Origin of the sequence: Flavobacterium sp. UBA6195, assembly GCF_002422095.1 — a bacterium.
Lineage (GTDB): Bacteria > Bacteroidota > Bacteroidia > Flavobacteriales > Flavobacteriaceae > Flavobacterium.
Genome location: NZ_DITB01000070.1, coordinates 1 through 19768, shown reverse-complemented (window position 1 = coordinate 19768; position 19768 = coordinate 1). Strand labels below are relative to the sequence as shown.

Annotated in this window: 19 protein-coding genes; 4 read left to right on the top strand and 15 right to left on the bottom strand. The window is 33.2% G+C overall.

What is annotated here, in order from left to right; genetic code table 11:
• Positions 1 to 8: 8 nt before the first annotated feature.
• From B4I81_RS05970 to B4I81_RS05900, 15 genes are all read right to left on the bottom strand, one after another.
• The gene (locus B4I81_RS05970) at positions 9 to 527 is read right to left on the bottom strand and encodes a pyrroline-5-carboxylate reductase family protein (protein WP_291108720.1); all 519 of its coding nucleotides are present in this window, start codon (positions 525 to 527) and stop codon (positions 9 to 11) included.
• A 50-nt stretch (positions 528 to 577) separates the two neighbouring features.
• Positions 578 to 808, bottom strand: coding sequence for a pyrroline-5-carboxylate reductase family protein (locus tag B4I81_RS05965; protein WP_291108718.1), 231 nt, complete (start codon positions 806 to 808; stop codon positions 578 to 580).
• A gap of 55 nt (positions 809 to 863) precedes the next feature.
• Complete coding sequence (gene yidC, locus B4I81_RS05960; RefSeq protein ID WP_291108716.1) at positions 864 to 2750, bottom strand: membrane protein insertase YidC; 1887 nt, start codon at positions 2748 to 2750, stop codon at positions 864 to 866.
• 51 nt (positions 2751 to 2801) lie between these two features.
• Positions 2802 to 4415 carry a CTP synthase gene (locus B4I81_RS05955; RefSeq protein WP_291108714.1) on the bottom strand — a complete coding sequence of 538 codons (1614 nt, stop codon included), beginning with the start codon at positions 4413 to 4415 and terminating at the stop codon, positions 2802 to 2804.
• 342 nt (positions 4416 to 4757) lie between these two features.
• Positions 4758 to 4985, bottom strand: a complete 228-nt coding sequence (locus B4I81_RS05950) for a DUF3820 family protein (protein ID WP_291108712.1) — start codon at positions 4983 to 4985, stop codon at positions 4758 to 4760.
• A 39-nt stretch (positions 4986 to 5024) separates the two neighbouring features.
• Positions 5025 to 5783 (bottom strand): hypothetical protein, encoded by a 759-nt coding sequence (locus tag B4I81_RS05945; RefSeq protein ID WP_291108710.1) that lies wholly within the window; start codon positions 5781 to 5783, stop codon positions 5025 to 5027.
• A 50-nt stretch (positions 5784 to 5833) separates the two neighbouring features.
• Positions 5834 to 6238 (bottom strand): OsmC family protein, encoded by a 405-nt coding sequence (locus B4I81_RS05940; RefSeq protein WP_291108708.1) that lies wholly within the window; start codon positions 6236 to 6238, stop codon positions 5834 to 5836.
• Complete coding sequence (locus tag B4I81_RS05935; RefSeq protein ID WP_291108706.1) at positions 6238 to 7965, bottom strand: LysM peptidoglycan-binding domain-containing protein; 1728 nt, start codon at positions 7963 to 7965, stop codon at positions 6238 to 6240. The genes B4I81_RS05940 and B4I81_RS05935 overlap by 1 nt, the downstream gene beginning before the upstream one ends.
• 102 nt (positions 7966 to 8067) lie before the next feature.
• The gene (guaA, locus tag B4I81_RS05930; RefSeq protein WP_291108703.1) at positions 8068 to 9600 is read right to left on the bottom strand and encodes a glutamine-hydrolyzing GMP synthase; all 1533 of its coding nucleotides are present in this window, start codon (positions 9598 to 9600) and stop codon (positions 8068 to 8070) included.
• Positions 9601 to 9672: 72 nt separating this feature from the next.
• On the bottom strand, positions 9673 to 10851 hold the full coding sequence (locus B4I81_RS05925) for an AIR synthase related protein (protein ID WP_291108701.1): 1179 nt from the start codon (positions 10849 to 10851) through the stop codon (positions 9673 to 9675).
• A gap of 78 nt (positions 10852 to 10929) precedes the next feature.
• A complete protein-coding gene (locus B4I81_RS05920; protein ID WP_291108699.1) occupies positions 10930 to 11376 on the bottom strand; it encodes a hypothetical protein in 447 nt (148 codons plus the stop codon).
• Entirely contained in the window at positions 11376 to 12197 is an 822-nt protein-coding gene (locus B4I81_RS05915) for an OmpA family protein (RefSeq protein WP_291108697.1), read from the bottom strand. The genes B4I81_RS05920 and B4I81_RS05915 overlap by 1 nt, the downstream gene beginning before the upstream one ends.
• Positions 12198 to 12270: 73 nt before the next feature.
• Positions 12271 to 13551: an ornithine--oxo-acid transaminase gene (gene rocD / locus B4I81_RS05910; protein ID WP_291108695.1), complete on the bottom strand. Its 1281-nt coding sequence runs from the start codon at positions 13549 to 13551 to the stop codon at positions 12271 to 12273.
• A 177-nt stretch (positions 13552 to 13728) separates the two neighbouring features.
• Positions 13729 to 14268 carry a DUF1697 domain-containing protein gene (locus tag B4I81_RS05905; RefSeq protein ID WP_291108693.1) on the bottom strand — a complete coding sequence of 180 codons (540 nt, stop codon included), beginning with the start codon at positions 14266 to 14268 and terminating at the stop codon, positions 13729 to 13731.
• Between the two features lie 30 nt (positions 14269 to 14298).
• Positions 14299 to 14997 (bottom strand): DUF1003 domain-containing protein, encoded by a 699-nt coding sequence (locus B4I81_RS05900; RefSeq protein WP_291108691.1) that lies wholly within the window; start codon positions 14995 to 14997, stop codon positions 14299 to 14301.
• A gap of 123 nt (positions 14998 to 15120) precedes the next feature.
• On the opposite strand from B4I81_RS05900, the gene rlmD reads away from it, so the two are divergent.
• The 4 genes from rlmD (at position 15121) to xerA (ending at position 19634) form a co-directional block, all read left to right on the top strand.
• A complete protein-coding gene (rlmD, locus tag B4I81_RS05895) occupies positions 15121 to 16533 on the top strand; it encodes a 23S rRNA (uracil(1939)-C(5))-methyltransferase RlmD (protein ID WP_291108689.1) in 1413 nt (470 codons plus the stop codon).
• 2 nt (positions 16534 to 16535) lie between these two features.
• Positions 16536 to 17039 carry a DUF6452 family protein gene (locus B4I81_RS05890; RefSeq protein ID WP_291108687.1) on the top strand — a complete coding sequence of 168 codons (504 nt, stop codon included), beginning with the start codon at positions 16536 to 16538 and terminating at the stop codon, positions 17037 to 17039.
• The gene (locus B4I81_RS05885) at positions 17020 to 17727 is read left to right on the top strand and encodes a DUF6048 family protein (protein WP_291108685.1); all 708 of its coding nucleotides are present in this window, start codon (positions 17020 to 17022) and stop codon (positions 17725 to 17727) included. Before B4I81_RS05890 ends, B4I81_RS05885 begins: the two co-directional genes overlap by 20 nt.
• Positions 17728 to 18596: 869 nt before the next feature.
• Positions 18597 to 19634 (top strand): site-specific tyrosine recombinase/integron integrase, encoded by a 1038-nt coding sequence (gene xerA, locus B4I81_RS05880; protein WP_291108683.1) that lies wholly within the window; start codon positions 18597 to 18599, stop codon positions 19632 to 19634.
• Positions 19635 to 19768 lie beyond the last annotated feature (134 nt).

The window sequence follows — 19768 nt, the reverse complement described above, 5'->3', positions numbered from 1 at the left end:
GCGTTTTTTTATGTTCCTAATTCAACAGCTCTTGCATTTGCGGCTTCAATACCTTCAATTATATTTTCTTTAAGTTTCTTTTGACTAAAAACAGTCAAAGCGGCCTCTGTAGTTCCACCCTTTGAAGCGACACGTTGAATCCAAGCTTCGTTTGACAATGTACTTCTATTTTGCAATTGTACCGAACCTAAAAATGTTTTACTTACCAGAAAATCAGCTTCAGACGCTGAAAAACCTAATTTAATAGCTGACTCAATCATAGCTTGCATAAAATGAAACACATAAGCAGGTCCGCTTCCTGATATGGCTGTGGCTGCATTTAGCATTTCTTCTCTTTCGATATAAATCGATTTTCCTGTAGTGTTAATTAAATTCTGAACAATGAACAGTTCTTTTCTATCCACAGCATTTGAAGCGCAAAAAACGGTCATTCCCTCACCTATTTGTGTTGGAATATTTGGCATAGAACGAACAATTTTAGTAACTCCTAATTGCTTTTGCATCATATCAATTGAAATTCCAGCCATAACCGATAAGACAACATGTTCTGGATTTAAAAACGCTTTTATTTCAGACGCTAATTGTTTAAATCTTGCGGTTTTACAGCTAAAATTAAAATATCTGATTCGAAGATTTGGGGATTTGGTTCTGTGTAACAATTGGTTGCATCAATTCCGAAACTATTCTTTTCTTCGATTTTTGTTTTGTTCAAAATTAAAACATCTGAAGTTCCTACAAATCCCGAACTCATAAAACTATTGGCATAGGTTTGCCCCATATTACCAAATCCGATAATCGCTATTTTCATTACTCATGTAAAAAAGAAACCCTGTCGTTTAGACAGGGTTTATATCTAGATAAAATTATTTTTTCTTTTGTGCGGCCTTTTGAGCTTCTGCTTGCTCCATCATTTCGCGCATTTTTCTTTGGAATTTACTTTCCTTTTTCTCTTTGGTTTTATTCTCCTGAATTTGAGCGTGAATTTTGTCTTCTTTCACAATGTAGTTTTTAATAACCAACATAATACCGATGGTAATTAAGTTAGAAATGAAGTAATACAAACTCAATCCTGATGCATAATTATTAAAGAAAAATAACATCATTACAGGTGAAATGTAAATCATAATTTTCATGATTTTACCCATATCTGGCATACCTTCTTGTGGAGGTGCACTCATTGCTTGGTCACCTGTTGTCATTTTCATATAGAAGAAAATAGCAATAGAAGCCAAGATTGGGAATAAACTCACGTGACTTCCATAAAATGGAATATGGAAAGGCAATTGGTAAATACTATCGTAAGAAGATAAGTCATCTGCCCATAAGAATGATTTTTGTCTCAAATCGAACATTGATGGGAAGAATTGGAACAACGCATAGAAAACAGGTAATTGCATCAAGGCAGGTAAACATCCCGCCATAGGATTTACGCCAGCTTTAGAATACAACTTCATTGTCTCTTGTTGTTTCTTCATTGGATTATCTTTGAATTTTTCATTCAATTCCATTATCTCTGGACGTAAAACTTTCATTTTAGCTTGAGACAAATATGATTTATAGGTTACTGGCGACATTACAATACGAACTAAAATCGTAAATAAAATAATTGCCATTCCATAACCAATTCCAATGCTTGAAATTAATCCGAAAGTCGGAATAAAAATGTAACGGTTAATCCATCCGAAAATTCCCCAACCTAATGGCATGATTTCGTCTAGATTTCTTTCATAGTCGTTTAAAATTTCATATTTCGCTGGACCATAATACCAATTCATATTATAGTTTAAAGCGCCATTTTTAAATTCTAACGGTACTTGAGCAGTGAAATTTTTAGTAAAAACGGTGTCAACTTTTTCATCATCCACTAAATTATCTGATTTGAATTTAGCCGTTTTGAATTTTGTATCTGTTAATAAAATAGAGGTAAACAAATGTTGTTTGAAAGCGATGTAAGAAACGTCATTAGCTTCATCTTCAGAATCTTTTGCAGCGTTTAAATAATCGTCTTTTCCATCTTCATATTCGAAAACTAACTCAGTATATCTGTTTTCATACGAAACACTTTTCTCGTTTCTGTATGATTTTAGTTGCCATTCTAAATCCAATGGTTTTGAAGTATCTACTACTTTTTCTAATCCTTGAGAACGAATAGCAAAGTCTAACATATATTCGTTAGGTTTCAATACATAACGGTATTCTAAAAACTGATCTGGACCCGCTTTTAACTGCATCGTTAAGACTTGATTTTTACCTTCAGTCGTTACCTTAGGTTCAAAATACATGTCTTTTGTATGCAACGTTCTGTTATCGGTTGTATTTAAAGCAATGTCTAAAGAAGCATTATTATCTTTAATAATTTGAACTGCTTTTTTCGAATTTTTCTCAAATTGATCAAATCCTAAAATCGTTGCCTCTGTAATGTAACCACCCTTGTTCGAAATTTTAAGCGATAAAACTTCGTTTTTAATTTCAGTTACATTGTCAGTAGCTGATGGAAGTGTTGCAGAATATCCAAACGAACCTAATTGTGCTTGCGCTGCAGCATTTTTAGTAGAATCTGATACTGGCGTTGCGGCAACAGTTGAAGTTGTGGTTTTAACTTCTTTAGCTTGTTTTTCAACTTGCTCCTTTTTCTCTTTTTCCTTTAATTCTTCTGGTGTTGGAGCATTGGAATATAACATCCAAATCAAAATTCCAGAAATCAATACAAATCCGATAATCGAATTAAGGTCTAATTTTTTTTCTTCCATCTAATATTAGTGTTCAGTCCCGATAGTTATCGGGAGTATTAAGTTAACAACTTATTTATTCTTATGTTGCACAGCGGCCGCAACAAAACTCACAAAAAGTGGGTGTGGATTAGCGACTGTACTTTTATATTCAGGATGGTATTGAACGCCGATAAAGAAAGGATGTGTAGGAATTTCAACAATTTCTACCAACTTCGTATCTGGATTTACTCCCGAAGCTACCAATCCTGCTTTTTCTAATTCGTTTAAATACGCACCATTGAATTCGTAACGGTGACGGTGGCGCTCCATAATCTCAGTTTTACCATAAATTTTTTGTGCCAACGTATTTTCTTTTATGCTACATTTCCATGCACCTAAACGCATAGTTCCTCCTTTATTTTCAATATTTTTTTGCTCTTCCATTAAGTTAATTACAGGATGAGTTGTATTTTCATTCATTTCCGTTGAATTGGCATCAGCGTAACCTAAAACGTTACGTGAATATTCAATTACTGCCATTTGCATTCCCAAACAAATTCCAAAAAACGGAATATTATTTTCTCTTGCATAACGAACCGTGTCGATTTTACCTTCAATACCGCGACCGCCAAAACCTGGTGCAACAAGTATACCATCCAAATCTTTCAACTGACTTTCTGCCGAATTGGCATCTAAATACTCTGAATGAATTGAAATGACATTTACTTTTGTCTCATTTGCCGCTCCAGCATGAATAAACGCTTCTAAAATCGATTTGTAAGAATCTTGTAATTCAACATATTTTCCAACCAAACCAATATTTACTTCGTGCTTTGGATTTTTCAATCTAAATAAGAACTCATTCCAGTTGATTAAATCTGGTGTATTTTTTTCTGGTAAATCTAATTTCTTCAACGCTACTCTATCCAATCCTTCTTCCAACATCAAATTTGGAACTTCATAAATAGTTGAAGCATCAATCGATTGAATTACCGCTTCTTTTTTCACATTACAAAACAACGCTAATTTCTGACGTAAATCTTGTGACAATTCGTGTTCGGTACGACACACTAAAATATCGGCTTTGATTCCGCTTTCCATTAAGGTTTTAACTGAATGTTGCGTTGGTTTCGTTTTCAATTCTCCGGCAGCAGCCAAATAAGGCACTAACGTTAAATGTATTACGATTCCGTTATTTTCACCTAATTCCCAAATCAATTGTCTAACTGACTCGATGTAAGGTAATGATTCAATATCTCCAACAGTTCCACCAATCTCTGTAATTACAATATCATAATCACCCGATTTTCCAAGCAACTGCATACGTTCCTTGATTTCGTTTGTGATATGAGGCACCACCTGAACCGTTTTTCCTAAAAATTCTCCTCTACGCTCTTTTTCAATAACCGAAAGATACACTCTTCCTGTAGTTACGTTGTTCTCTTGAGAAGTAGGAACGTTTAAAAAACGCTCGTAGTGACCTAAATCCAAATCCGTTTCGGCTCCATCATCTGTTACATAACATTCTCCGTGTTCGTAAGGATTTAATGTTCCTGGATCCACATTGATGTAGGGGTCAAACTTTTGAATGGTCGTTCGATATCCTCTGGCTTGCAATAATTTGGCTAACGAAGCTGCGATAATTCCTTTTCCTAAAGAAGAAGTCACACCTCCGGTAACAAAAATGTACTTAGTTTGGTTCATTGTGTTGTTGTTGTGTTGTTGTTGCGATAAATATCTTTTATCTGTAATAAAATCGTGCAAAGATAATACTAATTAGTCAATGTGCCAATTAGTCGATGTATCAATTTTGTAATTAAATTGTAAAGATGATTCTATCTAATAATGAAAAGATAAAATATTCCATATATCGAAATTTTAGAGCCACGGATTACACAGATTAACACGGATTCATTATTTTAAACTGTATAAAATTTTATTATTTTAAGAAGTTTCTTATGTAACAAACAAAATTTTACTAACAAATATTACATGAATTAACAAAGTTAATCAGTGAAAATCCTTTAATCTATGAAAAAAAATAGATTACTTTTTAGGAAAGTTTCTTCGGATGTTTCGAACGAGTTCTTCTAAGCCGTTTAGCTTAAGTTCGTGAACCAATTTTAATTGTTCGCCTAATTGTCCTTTTGGGAAACCTTTATTGGCATACCAAACCACGTAATACTCCGGAAGGTCGATTAAATAATAACCTTCGTATTTACCAAAAGGCATTTTAGTGTGTGCGAGTTTGATGAGGAGTTCGTGGTTGGTCATTATTTTTTAGTGGATAGAAAAAAGAGAAAAGAAGAAAGACTAATTTACTATCTTATAAAACTTGAATCTTTCAGAATCTTTATTTATTCTTTTGTACTCTTTATCTTCGATATGTTTTGGGATTTCGAAATTAGCCATCGGAATTTCCTTTTCCTCAATCTTTGTTAGTTCTATATCAATAATCATATAGCCTAACATGGTTGTTGTCATTGTGTATTTTAAAATTAAATTAGAACCTATTAAATCTTCCACTTCTTTATCATAAATTTGATTATCTTCACTAATCAAAATATTTCTTTTTACAGGAAGTCTTAAAAAACCATCAGAAATTAAATAGATTTCTTTAGAGTATTTTTTCTTAACAGTTATCCTATTCGCTTTAATTTCAGTATTGTTAAATTTTATGATTGTATCATTTTGGGTCAACTCAATGATTTCATTATGACTATAATCTGCACCTAATTGTCTATTATAGATATTTCTAAAATTCAAATCATCAACAGTAAGTTCTTTTTCAGTAATTATATATTTCTTTTTTTCATTGAAATTTAAAATTACCGTTTCGTTTTTACCATTATTGATTTTTTTTACATAACCCAAATCATTAATCTTAATATTAAGAGAATCAAAATACTCCCCTTTTTGAATCATTTTATCTTTTAAATCTTTAAATTTCAATGTATCCGATTTATAAATCACATAACCATCCATCTTTGCATTATAGCTCAATTCACCTTCAAAATTTTGAGACTGAATTGAATTAAATGCAAATAATAAGATTATTGAAAATAACTTCATAAAAAGAGATTCCTTCGAAATGAAAAGATTGTGGATAAAATTCAGTTTAATTACTTCCAATTAAAAACAACATCCTTTTCAATATCAGGATGTAAACTTAATAAGACTGGACATGTCATTGCTGCTCTTTCCAAAATGGTTTTGTTTTTTTCAGAAGTTTCAATAGACATGTTGAGAATAACTTCAATTTTTGCAATTTTTCGTGGTTCAGCTTGCATAATTTTAGTAATAGAAACTGTTGAATCTTTTAAATCAACATCCAAATCTTTAGATTTTATTCCCATAATAGAAACCATACAACTACCTAAAGCAGTAGCTACTAAGTCTGTTGGAGAAAACGCTTCTCCTTTTCCATGATTATCTGTTGGAGCATCGGTTAAAATCTGAGTACCCGATTGTAAATGAATACAAACGGTTCTTAAATCACCAACGTATGTTATGTTTGAAGTTGCCATTATTGTGCTTGTTTAATAGTTAAATCGCTGTCGTAATACAATAAATACGTTGCGTTATTGGTAATCATTCCGTTGTTTGAACTATAATCAAAAGCGTTTTCAATGTATTCTGTTTTGGTTGTTGCTGCTGATTTTACAAAACCTTCTGGTTGGCAAATACGCAACATCGCATCAAAAGTCACATCAAAACCTTTTTTAGCAGCAGCGTTTGGATAAATATTGTTGATTTTCTTGAATTGTTTTTCAAAAATCTTTTCCTCTGGGGTTTCTGCAACTTTAGTTGTAGATGGGAATAACAATTTCAAATCAGTTAAATTCTTCATTGGAATTTCTTCAAAATCCAACGCATCATACAATTCTAAAACAGCCAATTGAATATCATATTCTTTTTGTAATCCTTTCAAAATATTGGTAATATTCAAAATAGTACTTGCTTTTTCGATTTCCATTAAAACAAAATTCTTTTGTCCTTTAACCAATTGTGTTTTCAAAAGCGCTACATCTAAAACACCTTTATCATTAAACAATGCATGTTTAACTTCTGGATGATTTGCCGTAATATAATCTTTTGACGAAGCTTTTTTAGTACTAATGATGGCTACTACATTTCCTTTTTTTGCCTTAAAATAATTAAACATTGAAACTTTTAATAAATCTTCAGACGGAATCGAATAATACAAATTATTCATTGGTAAACCACGTTCTTTCGACAAAGGCGAAATCACAGGAACATTATATTTTGCTAACAATTGTGCCGTTGTTTCCACTACAGTGTTTTGAAAAGGTCCCACTACCACATCTACATTTTCAAAGTTATTTTTAGAAATAATCGAAGCTACATTCGATGAATATTTCGTGCTTTCTACATCGTAAACTTTAACATTAACAGGTAATCCCAACACTTTTGCTGAATCAATCGCCATTTGAGCACCAGCGTAAAAATCTAAAGTAAGGTTTAAGAATTTATTCGTTTTTAATTGCTCTGTTTTAGTCTTAACTGAATCCGTTTCGATTTTCGTTAAGTTGAAAGGCAATAACAACACCATGTTTTTTTGTTTCGATTTATCAACCGAAGCAATTAAATTCGCTTTGTTTTTAGCTACTAAAACAGAATCTTTAGTTCTTGAAACAAAAGTTCCTGTTCCGTTAGATGGTACTTTTAAAATCATTCCAATTTTTAAACCATCTTGTAAATCTGGATTAAGTGTAATTAAATCCGCTTGAGCGATATCGAATTTTTTAGATAAACTATAAAGCGTTTCTTTTGGTTGTACTTCATATTCAGATAGTGCTGTCTTAGTAGCAATCTTAGGCTTAGTATCCGACACAATAGTAGATAAAGACTTTTCCTGAGTAGATGAAGGTTTGGAAACAAAAATCTGTTGTCCTTTTTTTAAACCTCCTTCTAAAGCAGATTTGTTCCATTGCTCTAAATCTGATACGGTTACGTTATATTTTTTTGCGATTCCGTAAAGCGTTTCTTTCTCTCCTACTTCATGAACTATCGCTTTCCCAGTTGATGGTTTTGGAATTAATAAAGTCGTATTTTCTTTCAGCGCTTCTTTTGCATCTGGATTCAAACGATAAATATCGTAAGGCGTTACTTCATATTTTTTTGCAATTTGAAAAACCGTTTCTCCTTTGGCTACAACATGTTGAATTTGTGCCTGAAGCTGAAACGTAATAACTTGAAAGAAAGAAATAAGAAATACAATTCTTCTCATCATAAACCTAAACATTTTAAAATAAAAAAATCAATAGCAATTGATATTGTAAAAATAGAACAAAAATAATTGCTATTGAAATTTATGTATTGAATTAAAATTAATTTATTCCCATTCAATCGTTGCAGGTGGTTTAGAGCTGATGTCATACACCACGCGGTTTACCCCTCTAACGTTGTTTATAATTTCATTAGAAATTTTCATTAAAAACTCATAGGGTAAATGTACCCAATCAGCCGTCATACCATCGGTAGATTCCACCGCACGTAAAGCCACTACTTTCTCATAAGTACGCTCATCTCCCATTACACCTACACTATTAACTGGTAATAAAATGGCACCTGCTTGCCAAACTTTATCGTACAATCCGTGTTCTTTTAATCCGTTGATGAAAACCGCATCTACTTCTTGTAAAATAGCTACTTTTTCTGGTGTAATATCGCCTAAAATACGAATCGCTAATCCTGGTCCGGGGAACGGATGACGGCCTAATAATTCTTCGTCAATTCCTAAGCTTCTTCCTACTCTACGAACCTCATCTTTGAATAACATTCGTAAAGGTTCCACTACTTGCAATTTCATGAAATCTGGTAATCCACCTACATTATGATGCGATTTAATCGTTGCCGAAGGTCCGCCCGTTGCTGATACTGATTCAATTACATCAGGGTAAATGGTACCTTGACCTAACCATTTTACATCGGTTAATTGGTTGGCTTCATCATCAAAAACTTCAATAAAAACACGACCAATTGCCTTACGTTTTGCTTCTGGATCATCTAACCCGGCTAACGCATCCAAAAAACGTGCCGAAGCATCAACTCCTTTTACATTTAAGCCCATTCCTTTGTACTGATTGAGTACATTTTGGAATTCGTTTTTACGTAATAATCCGTTGTTTACGAAAATACAATATAAGTTTTCACCGATAGCTTTATTCAACAAAACGGCTGCTACGGTTGAATCAACACCACCCGAAAGTCCTAAAACTACTTTATCAGTTCCAATCTTAGCTTTCATTTCGGCTACAATTTCTTCAACGAAAGCATTAGGTGTAAAAGTTTGTGGCACTTTGGCAATTTTTACTAAGAAGTTTTCCAACATTTGTTTTCCATCTGAAGAATGATAAACTTCTGGATGAAATTGAATCGCATAAGTGGTTTCGCCTTCAATTTTATAAGCTGCATTTTCTACATCTTTTGTACTAGCAATCTTAACTCCATTTGTTGGCAATTTCTTGATAGAATCGGAATGCGACATCCAAACTTGACTGTTAGGACTTACACCTTCTAAAAACACTTCGTCTTCTTTAATGTAAGATAAATTCGCTCTTCCGTATTCTCTCGTATTGGAAGCGGCTACTTCTCCGCCTGAAAAATGGGCTAAATATTGTGCGCCATAACAAACGGCTAATACAGGTAATTTCCCTCTTATTTGAGATAAATCAGGATGTAAAGCATTTTCTGAACGAACCGAAAACGGACTTCCGCCTAAAATAACGGCTTTGTATGATGATAAATCTGCTGGAATTTTATCGAATGGAAAAATCTCGCAGAAAATGTTTAATTCTCTTACTCTTCGGGCAATTAATTGGGTGTATTGCGAACCGAAATCTAAAATTAATACGTTGTGTTGCATTTTATTGTTGTTGTGTTGTAAATTTTAATTTCATTAAAAACAGAAAGACAAGTCATGACTTGTCTCTACAGATTAATATTCAAACGTTCCGTATTCGGATGTAATTGTTAATTTCTTACTATCTGATTTTTCCACTCTTCCTACGATTTGTGCTTCGATATGGAATGATTTTGAAATTTCGATAATGTCTTGTGCTACTTCTGCAGGAACATATAATTCCATGCGATGACCACAATTGAAAACTTGGTACATTTCTTTCCAATCGGTTTTGGATTGTTCACGAATTAATTGGAACAAGGGTGGTACTGGAAATAAATTATCTTTAATCACGTGTACGTTGTCTACGAAGTGAAGCACTTTTGTTTGTGCACCACCAGAACAGTGTACCATTCCGTGAATTTGATTGGAATTGTATTTTGATAAAATCTTTTTGATCACTGGAGCGTATGTTCTCGTTGGAGAAAGTACTAATTTTCCAGCGTCAATTGGACTATTTTCAACTTTATCTGTTAATTTGGTCTGACCTGAATACACCAATTCATTTGGAACAGAAGCATCAAAACTTTCTGGATATTTTTCCGCTAAATATTTGGCAAAAACATCATGACGCGCCGAAGTTAAGCCGTTGCTTCCCATTCCGCCATTGTATTCTTTTTCGTAAGTAGCTTGACCAAAAGAAGCTAGCCCTACAATTACATCACCCGCTTGAATATTCGCATTATCAATCACATCGGCGCGTTTCATGCGAGCTGTAACGGTTGAATCTACTATGATAGTTCGAACTAAATCACCTACATCGGCAGTTTCACCTCCAGTGGAATGAATAGTAACTCCGTGATTTTTTAATTCGGAAATCAATTCTTCTGTTCCATTGATGATGGCTGAAATGACTTCGCCTGGAATTAGATTTTTGTTTCTTCCGATTGTGGATGAAAGTAGAATATTATCGGTTGCTCCCACGCATAATAAATCATCAATATTCATGATTAAAGCATCTTGAGCAATTCCTTTCCAAACCGAAATATCGCCAGTTTCTTTCCAATACATGTAGGCTAAGGAAGATTTGGTTCCTGCGCCATCAGCGTGCATAATGATGCAATATTGGTCGTCATTAGTTAAATAATCTGGGATAATTTTACAAAATGCTTGTGGAAATAAGCCTTTGTCGATGTTTTTGATAGCTTGGTGCACATCTTCTTTAGAGGCCGAAACTCCTCTTAAATTGTAGCGTTTGCTCGTATCAGAACTCATGTATGTAGTGTGTTGTTGTTGTTGTGGCGCAAAGATAGTTCTAAAATTTAGAATTTAGAAGTATGAATTTAGAATTTGTTAAATTTTTACAACATGTACAGCTTCAACTAATTCTGAAGTATTATTTGGAAACAAAATATTCTCAATTTTATAGGTTGTGAAACATTCTCCTACGCTAGACGAAACATCATAATTGACATTAATTTCGTTTGTTTGCATTGTTGTTTCGTTGTTTAATTTGATTAAAAACGAATTTCCTGTAGCATTTACAACTGATGGAAAAATTTGAATAATGTTCGAATTTTGAATAAATCTATAAGGAATTGCAACTTCGTCTAAATCCTCAATTGTAATTTGCTGTGCCGTATAGGTTGTGTTTTCAAACACATTTTCACCTGATGTTTCCTCCACAATTTCAACAAAAAAAGACGCAGGTGTTGGCTTATTTCCTTCATCACAAGAATCATTACAACTTATTGAAAAAGCTGTGATAAAAACCATTAAAACAATTAATACGTTTCTCATTATTTCTTACTTAAAATTTCAATTTCAACTCTTCTATTTGCTGCAGCTTGTTCTGGTGTTGCCTCTGGAATTGGGTAAATAGGTTGTGAAACACCAAATCCTTTTGTCTTAACACGATACTCTTGTATACCATTATAAACGAGAAAACGTTTAATTTGTTTTGCTCTATCTAACGACAAATTACGGTAATCTTTATCAATACAACAAATATGCCCTTGAATTTCAATTATTAAATCGGGATTGTTTTGCATTATAAAAAGTAAATCATACAATGTTCCTTGCGATTCTGGCATTGTTGCAAAAGTATTTTGATAGAAATTAATATTTTTTAATATAATTTTTGTTCCAACTTTTGCCAATCTTACTTTCTCCTCTAATGGTGCATCTTCAGGTATAACAACTTCAGGTACTGCAACTTTAATTCCTAAAACTTCATTTTCTTTATCTAAATCTTTTTCTAATAAATAGTGAATGATGGCTTTTCTATTTTCAGCTTTATTAGTTGAAGTAGCGCCTTTTTCACCTAGAGAGATACTTTTAAAATCAGGTCTAATATTTACTTTTCCTTTGATTTGATTAAAAACATAACTTACGCGTTTTTGCGATAACGTATCGTTATAACCTGAGGTTCCTACTTCGTCTGTTGAACCTGTAATAGAAAGAATTTTTGAACTTGTATTTTCAGCAATCCATTTTTGGAGTTTGGCTGCTTCTGTTTTGTTCAATTCAAACTTATTATTATCAAAATAAAAAACGGCTTGTTCTTGTCCAAATGATATTTGGAATAACAACATACCTAATAGGAAACAACAATATTTCATTACTTTCAAAATTTAATCAAATTTAAAATAAAAATCCCGATTCAAGCGGGATTTTTATTTACTAATCAATCATTTATTTCTCGAACTCTTTTAAAGTAGTGATGATAATTGAAACACAATGTCTCAATTGCTCTTCGTTCATAACTAAAGGAGGAGCAAAACGAATGATGTTTCCATGTGTTGGTTTTGCTAATAAACCGTTTTCTGCTAAACGTACACAAATATTCCAAGCCGTGTCGCTTTCTTCGGTATCGTTAATTACAACAGCGTTTAATAGACCTTTGCCTCTTACTAAAGTAGCAATGTTTGAAGTTTCGATAAATTTACCTAATTCTTCACGGAATATTTTACCTAATTTTCTAGCGTTTTGAGACAAACTTTCTTCTGAAACTACTTCTAATGCCGCCATAGCAACCGCAGCCGCTACTGGATTCCCTCCAAAAGTAGATCCGTGTTGTCCTGGTTTGATGACATTCATAATGTTATCATTTGCCAAAACTGCAGAAACTGGATAAGCGCCACCTGATAAGGCTTTTCCTAAAATTAAAATATCAGGTTGGGTATAAGTTGCTTGTTTTTCACATTTTGCTTCACAAGTACAATTTCCACAAACCGCTAATAACGAACCTGTTCTAGCGATACCTGTTTGCACCTCGTCAGCAATAAATAAAACGTTATTCGCTTCACAAATTGCTTTTGCTTTTTTGATAAAATCGTCAGAAGGAGTATAAACACCAGCTTCCCCTTGAATAGGTTCTACTAAGAATCCTGCAATGTTTTTCGATGAATTTACTGCTTTTTCTAAAGCGTCGATGTCATCGTAAGGGATACTGATAAATCCAGCCGTATAAGGTCCGAAGTTTTTACGTGCGTTTTCATCGTTTGAGAATGAAATGATTGTAGTCGTTCTTCCGTGAAAGTTACCATCACAAACGATAATTTGAGCGTCGTTTTCGTTAATTCCTTTTTTCTCGTAAGCCCATTTTCTACACAATTTCAAAGCGGTTTCCACTGCTTCAGCTCCTGTGTTCATTGGTAATACTTTATCAAATCCGAAATAGTTGGTTACAAATTGTTCGTAAACCCCTAATTTATCGTTGTAAAATGCTCTTGATGTTAACGTTAATGTTTGTGCTTGCTCTACCATTGCCCCTACAATTTTTGGATGACAATGTCCTTGATTTACAGCAGAATACGCTGAAAGAAAATCATAATATTTCTTTCCTTCTACATCCCATACATAAACTCCTTCTCCTCTACTTAAAACTACTGGTAGTGGGTGATAATTGTGTGCACCGTGTTTGTCTTCTAATGCAATAGCTTCAGCCGAACTCATTTTTTCTAAAACTGACATAAAATTTTGTTGTTGATTGTTACATCGCAATTCCTTCTTATTGGTGAGAAATCAACCATATAGTTGTCAAAAATACAAAAAATCAAAGGCAAGTTCAAATTCAAATGCAAAAATCAAGGGCAATTTCAAATTCAAACACAAAAATCAAATTCAAGTTCAATTTTCAGTTACCAATGACTATCCAAACATTTCTAGTAAAGTCGTAACGGTATTCCAGTTTCTAATGGTAGCGACAACGTTTAATTTTTTCTCAATGTATTTTTGATCTAATCTTGTTTTTCCAGCACCTACAGCGTATTTGATGTAGATTCTGCTTTTATCAATTGTGGCTTCATCAGGTTTGAATTGACTGATTTTTAAATCGTTGATGGCGCTTCCTTGTAATTCTTTTGAAAGAAAGGCCACATACAATTTCTTAGTATCACAATCTTTTTCTTTCAGAAAAGGATTATTGTACAAAAACGCTTCCAAATCTTCTTTACCAATAACCACCACAGGAACTTCCAATCCTAATTCTTTGAAAATTTCTTGTTTGATTTTAAACCCAACACTTGCTCCATGTTCTTCTTCTGAATCTACAAAAACGTTTCCTGATTGAATGTAAGTGCGTACATTTTGAAATCCCGCATTTTCTAAAAGCGTTTTCAAAACATCCATTTTAATCATGTTGTGACCGGAAACATTGATTCCGCGAAGTAAGGCTAAGTGGGTTTTCATGACAATAATTTGTTGCAAAAATAGAATTTCCTACTTAATTCGGTTCAAAATATCGTTCATCATTTCTATTTGCACTTTTTGAATTTCGATTAACTCTTGTTGTTGATGCATTACCAAATGATCTATTTTATCGTCTAACATTCTAATTTCTAGTTCTGATTTCAAATTAATCATATAATCTTTTTTGGCGCGTTCCCGGTCTTTTTCTTCCTGACGATTTTGACTCATCATAATTACTGGTGCTTGCAGTGCTGCCACACATGATAAAATCAAATTCAATAAAATGAAGGGATAAGGATCGAATTCTTTGTTCGTAAATATAATTACATTGGAACCAATCCAAATGGAAATGAAGACAAAAAAAGCAATAATAAAGGTCCAACTTCCTCCAAATGCCGCCACTTTATCCGCTACAATTTGTCCGTAATTTCTAATATCAACTTCCTCTTCTACTTTAGCTACAAACGAAGTATCATCACCTAAAGACCGCACTACATCTTTTTCTAATTTTGATAACTGACTAATTTCCGTTTGTAAAAATTTTGAAATGTATTTTTCACGATACACATTCAATTCTTGTACGGAAATGGAATCATTCACATCAAAATCGGGAAAGTCTTCCAAAATTAAATTCAAAATAGAAGTTCGAATTGTTCTCCCTGAAACTCTATCGTGCTCAGGAAATTCTACATTTGAAATAGCACTTTTAAACGTTGTATTGTTTCTCATAATTCAAAAACATTTCAGCTAAAATACAATTAAAACCATTGAATTCTACAACTCTTGGCTTTAAAAGTTATAGAAATCAAAAAAAACATATCAAATCCACTGAACAATTCTTATTTTTGCCTCATGGGAAAAAAGAGAACAGAAAAAATCGTATTCGAAAACGTAAAAATCCTTGATGCAGGTGCAAAAGGTGTATCGGTAGCAAAAGCTCCTGATGGTAAAGTAATATTTCTTCCAAATGTAGTACCAGGCGATGTGGTAGATGTGCAAACCATGAAGAAAAGAAAAGCCTACTACGAAGGTAAAGCTATAAAAATCCACGAATTTTCAGAACATAGAATCGACCCAGTTTGTAAGCATTTTGGTGCTTGTGGTGGTTGCAAATGGCAAAACATGAAGTACAGCCAACAATTGTTCTATAAAAATCAGGAAGTTTACAATAATTTAAAGCGTATTGGTAAAATTGAGTTGCCAGAATTTGAACCCATTTTAGGTTCTGAAAAGCAACTATTCTACAGAAATAAAATGGAATTTGGCTTCTCGAATGCGCGTTGGATGACCGATGCAGAAATTCAATCGGGAACTGAATTTGACAATAAAAATGCATTAGGATTTCATATTCCAAGAATGTGGGATAAGATTTTAGATATTGAAAAATGTCATTTACAAGAAGATCCATCAAACGAAATTCGTAACGAAATCAAACGTTTTGCAAACGAAAATGGTTTAACATTCTTCAACGCAAGAGCGACTGAAGGTTTACTTAGAACCTTAATGATTCGTACCGCTTCAACAGGAGAAATCATGGTATTGATTCAGTTTTTTGAAAATGATAAAAACGGAATCGAGTTGATGATGAATTTCTTGGCAGAGCGTTTTCCTCAAATTACGTCGTTGCAATATGTTATCAATCAGAAATTGAATGATACGTTGTATGACCAAGACATTATTTTGTTTAAAGGGCGTGATTATATTTTGGAAGAAATGGAAGGTTTACATTTTAGTATTAATGCGAAATCGTTCTATCAAACCAATTCAGATCAAGCGTATGAATTATATAAAATCACGAGAGAATTTGCAGGTTTAACTGGAAACGAAACTGTTTATGATTTATATACAGGAACCGGAACAATTGCACAATTCGTTTCTAAAAAAGCGAAAAAAGTAATTGGTGTTGAAGCCGTACCTGAAGCCATTATTGATGCAAAAGCAAATGCGGAACGCAATAACATTACGAATTGTGAGTTTTATGTTGGGGATATGAAAAACGTTTTCAACGACGAATTCATCAACCAACACGGAAAACCAGACGTTATCATTACCGATCCACCAAGAGACGGAATGCATAAAGATGTGGTAGACATGTTATTGAAAACTGATGTTCCAAGAATTGTGTATGTAAGCTGTAATTCGGCTACGCAAGCTCGTGATTTGGCTTTAATGGATGAGAAATATAAAGTAGTTCGTGTACGTCCTGTAGATATGTTTCCGCAAACGCATCATGTAGAAAACGTGGTTCTTTTAGAAAAAAGATAAATATGAAAAAAATAGTTTTTATAACCCTATCCTTGCTTTTAGCCGTTTCATTTTGGAACTGTGAAAAAGATGATATTTGTGCCGAAGGAACTCCTGTAACGCCAAGAGTAATTATAGAGTTTTACGAGGCTGCCAATCCTACCGTTTTGAAGAACGTAACGAATTTAGGGGTGATAGAACCCACATTTTCTGAAGGTAAACCTTTTAACAATGTTTCTAAAATTGAGGTTCCTTTAAGAACAACAGCAGATGTTACTACTTTGAATTTTATTGAAAACGGAAGCGATACTGATAGTTCAAATGATAACATTGATGCCATCACTTTTAACTACGAAAGAGTGGATGAATATATTTCTCGTGCTTGTGGTTTTAAAACCTTATTTTATTTTAATGATACTAATCCTATTGAATTAACCGTTGATGGCAACAATTGGATTCAAAGTATAGAAGTGCTACAACCTAATATAGAAACCGAAAATGAAGTACATGTTAAGATTTATTTTTAGTCTGAGCTTGGTTTGTGTTTCGTTATTAGGAAATGCACAAACTAAGGACACTGCAAAAGTGGTATATCCGGAACGTTATGGATTACGTTTAGGAGTTGATTTACATAAAATTGCTCGTTCGTTTTACGAAAAAGACTATCGTGGTTTTGAAGTAGTGGGTGATTATCGTTTAACTAAGCGTTTTTACATTGCTGGAGAAATTGGAAACGAAGACAAAACTATTGACGATGACCGTTTGAACTTTACTACAAAAGGCACCTATTTTAAAGTAGGTTTTGACTACAATTCCTTTGAAAACTGGCTCGACATGGAAAACATGATTTACGCCGGAATGCGTTACGGAATTAGTAGTTTTAGCCAAACCTTAAACAGCTACACCATTTATGATCCAACGAACTATTATGGAGAAAACACCGTAATTTCAGGAGAAAAATTTAGTGGATTAAATGCCAGTTGGGTTGAAGTTGTGGGAGGTATTAAAGCCGAGTTATTCAATAACATTTATATGGGATTTTCGGTACGATTGAACTATTTGGTTTCTAACAAAAAACCAGATGGATTTGATAATCTTTTCATCCCTGGCTACAACCGAACGTATGATGGAAAATTTGGAGCAGGATTTAATTATACTTTGAGTTATTTTATTCCGATTTACAAGAAAAACAAAACTACAACAGTCAAAAAATAATTATTGAAGCGTTACGAGAGTGGCGCTTTTTTTATGTTTGTACTACTTTTAGAAAGCTACAATATACTTTTGGCATACTTCATCTATGTAGTATCCATACTTCTGGCATACACTCCGCATACACTATCTATACTTTATCTATGCTTTATCTATGCTTTATCCATACTATATCAGTGCTATATCTATGCTATATATACTCTTTATGACCCGTCCTAAAATAACTATACAGATTAATAAATAAATCCTATTATAGTTATACAAATATAATTTTTAATCCTAAACTTACTATACAATTGTTTTTTCAAGATAAAAACGCTTGTTGTAGTTCTTCTATATGCACTGTTTTTGTGTATTGCTATTGTAATACAAGACACTCGCATACTTATACTACTATAAATTAATAGGGTGGAATAGAATGAGTTGATAGTTTTTGACAGGTTTTGATATGTTTTGACCTCTTTTGATAGCTTATGATAGGTTTGTTCTAATTTTATAGGGGTTTTGTTCGTAGTTTGTTCGAACGTTGTTCGTATGCGCTTCGTAAAATGGGGTGGTTCTTCGAACAACGTAGGAAGAAAGGCAAAAAGAAATACAACCAATAGGAAGAAATTCGTGCTATTTTAATAGTAAAAAGATAAGGAATAATAATTTGTTTTGTAAGTAGTATATTTTCATTTGCTGTACAGCAATTGGTTAATTTCCCTAGGGGAATTGTACAAATACCCTAGGGGAAACAATTAAATACCCTAGGGGAATTAGTTTATTCTAGTTTTTATTCGATTTTATTTACTTGATGAGAGTAGCAATAGGTGGATGAAAATTGTGATTAAAAAATATTTTTTATATTTTTACTCTATAAGCCATTCATTATGAATTACAAAGCCAAAGCCCTAGTACACAAAGGAACACCCAGAATCGCTGTTTACTTTGAAAAAAATGCTGCTTTAATTGCACGTATTAAAACTTTTGAAGATGCGCGCTGGAGTGCTTCTAAACAATATTGGCACTTACCCGACACAGCAGCCAACCGCTTGCATTTTAAATTACCCTTAGCCCATACACTAGTGCCTAATGCCGAAGGAATAGCGAGTATTGAAACTTTTAAACGCTATTTATTATCCAAAAGATACAGTCCCAATACAATAAATACCTATAGTGATGCTTTAAAATCGTTTTTAACGTTTTGTAATACCAAAGCTTTAAAAGACATTAACAATCAAGATGTAATTGCCTACAACAACGATTACATTTTGAAGAACAAATTTTCTTCTTCCTTTCAGAATCAGACAGTCAACGCCATCAAGTTGTTTTTTAAGATAGTAAAAGAGACCTCGATTGAAACAGACAAAATACATCGACCAAAACGAGAAAAAGTGTTGCCGAATGTTTTGAGTAAAGAAGAAGTGTTTAAAATACTAGATGCTACCGAGAACTTAAAACATAGAACTTTACTAGCTTTAGTATATTCTGCTGGGCTTCGCATTAGTGAAGCATTAGAGATGAAGCCAAAAGATATCGATAGTATTCGCATGTTGATACATGTAAAAAATGCCAAAGGGAAAAAAGACAGGTATACACTTTTATCAGAAAAGGTGTTGTTGTTACTTCGTGAATATTATATGGTTTACAAACCTAAAGAATACTTATTTGAAGGGCAATTTGGAGGCATGTATAGCAGCAGAAGTGCTCAAATTGTATTAAAAAAAGCTGCAGAACGAGCAGGAATTAAAAAATCTATCACCCTACACACCTTACGACATAGTTTTGCTACCCATTTATTAGAAAGTGGTACAGATTTGCGCTACATTCAAGACTTATTAGGACACAGTAGTCCAAAAACAACCATGATTTATACACATGTGAGCAACGATAGTTTAAAAAAAATAAAAAATCCTTTTGATGTGTAAGTTTTTTAAGTTAAATTTGAATTTATATAAAACGAAACAAAACATGAAAAACTTTCGCCAATCTTGCCAATAAGGTATAAAAGTGGTTTGAAAGTTTCGCATATAAACGAGTTGTCTGCAATTTTGAAAACCAT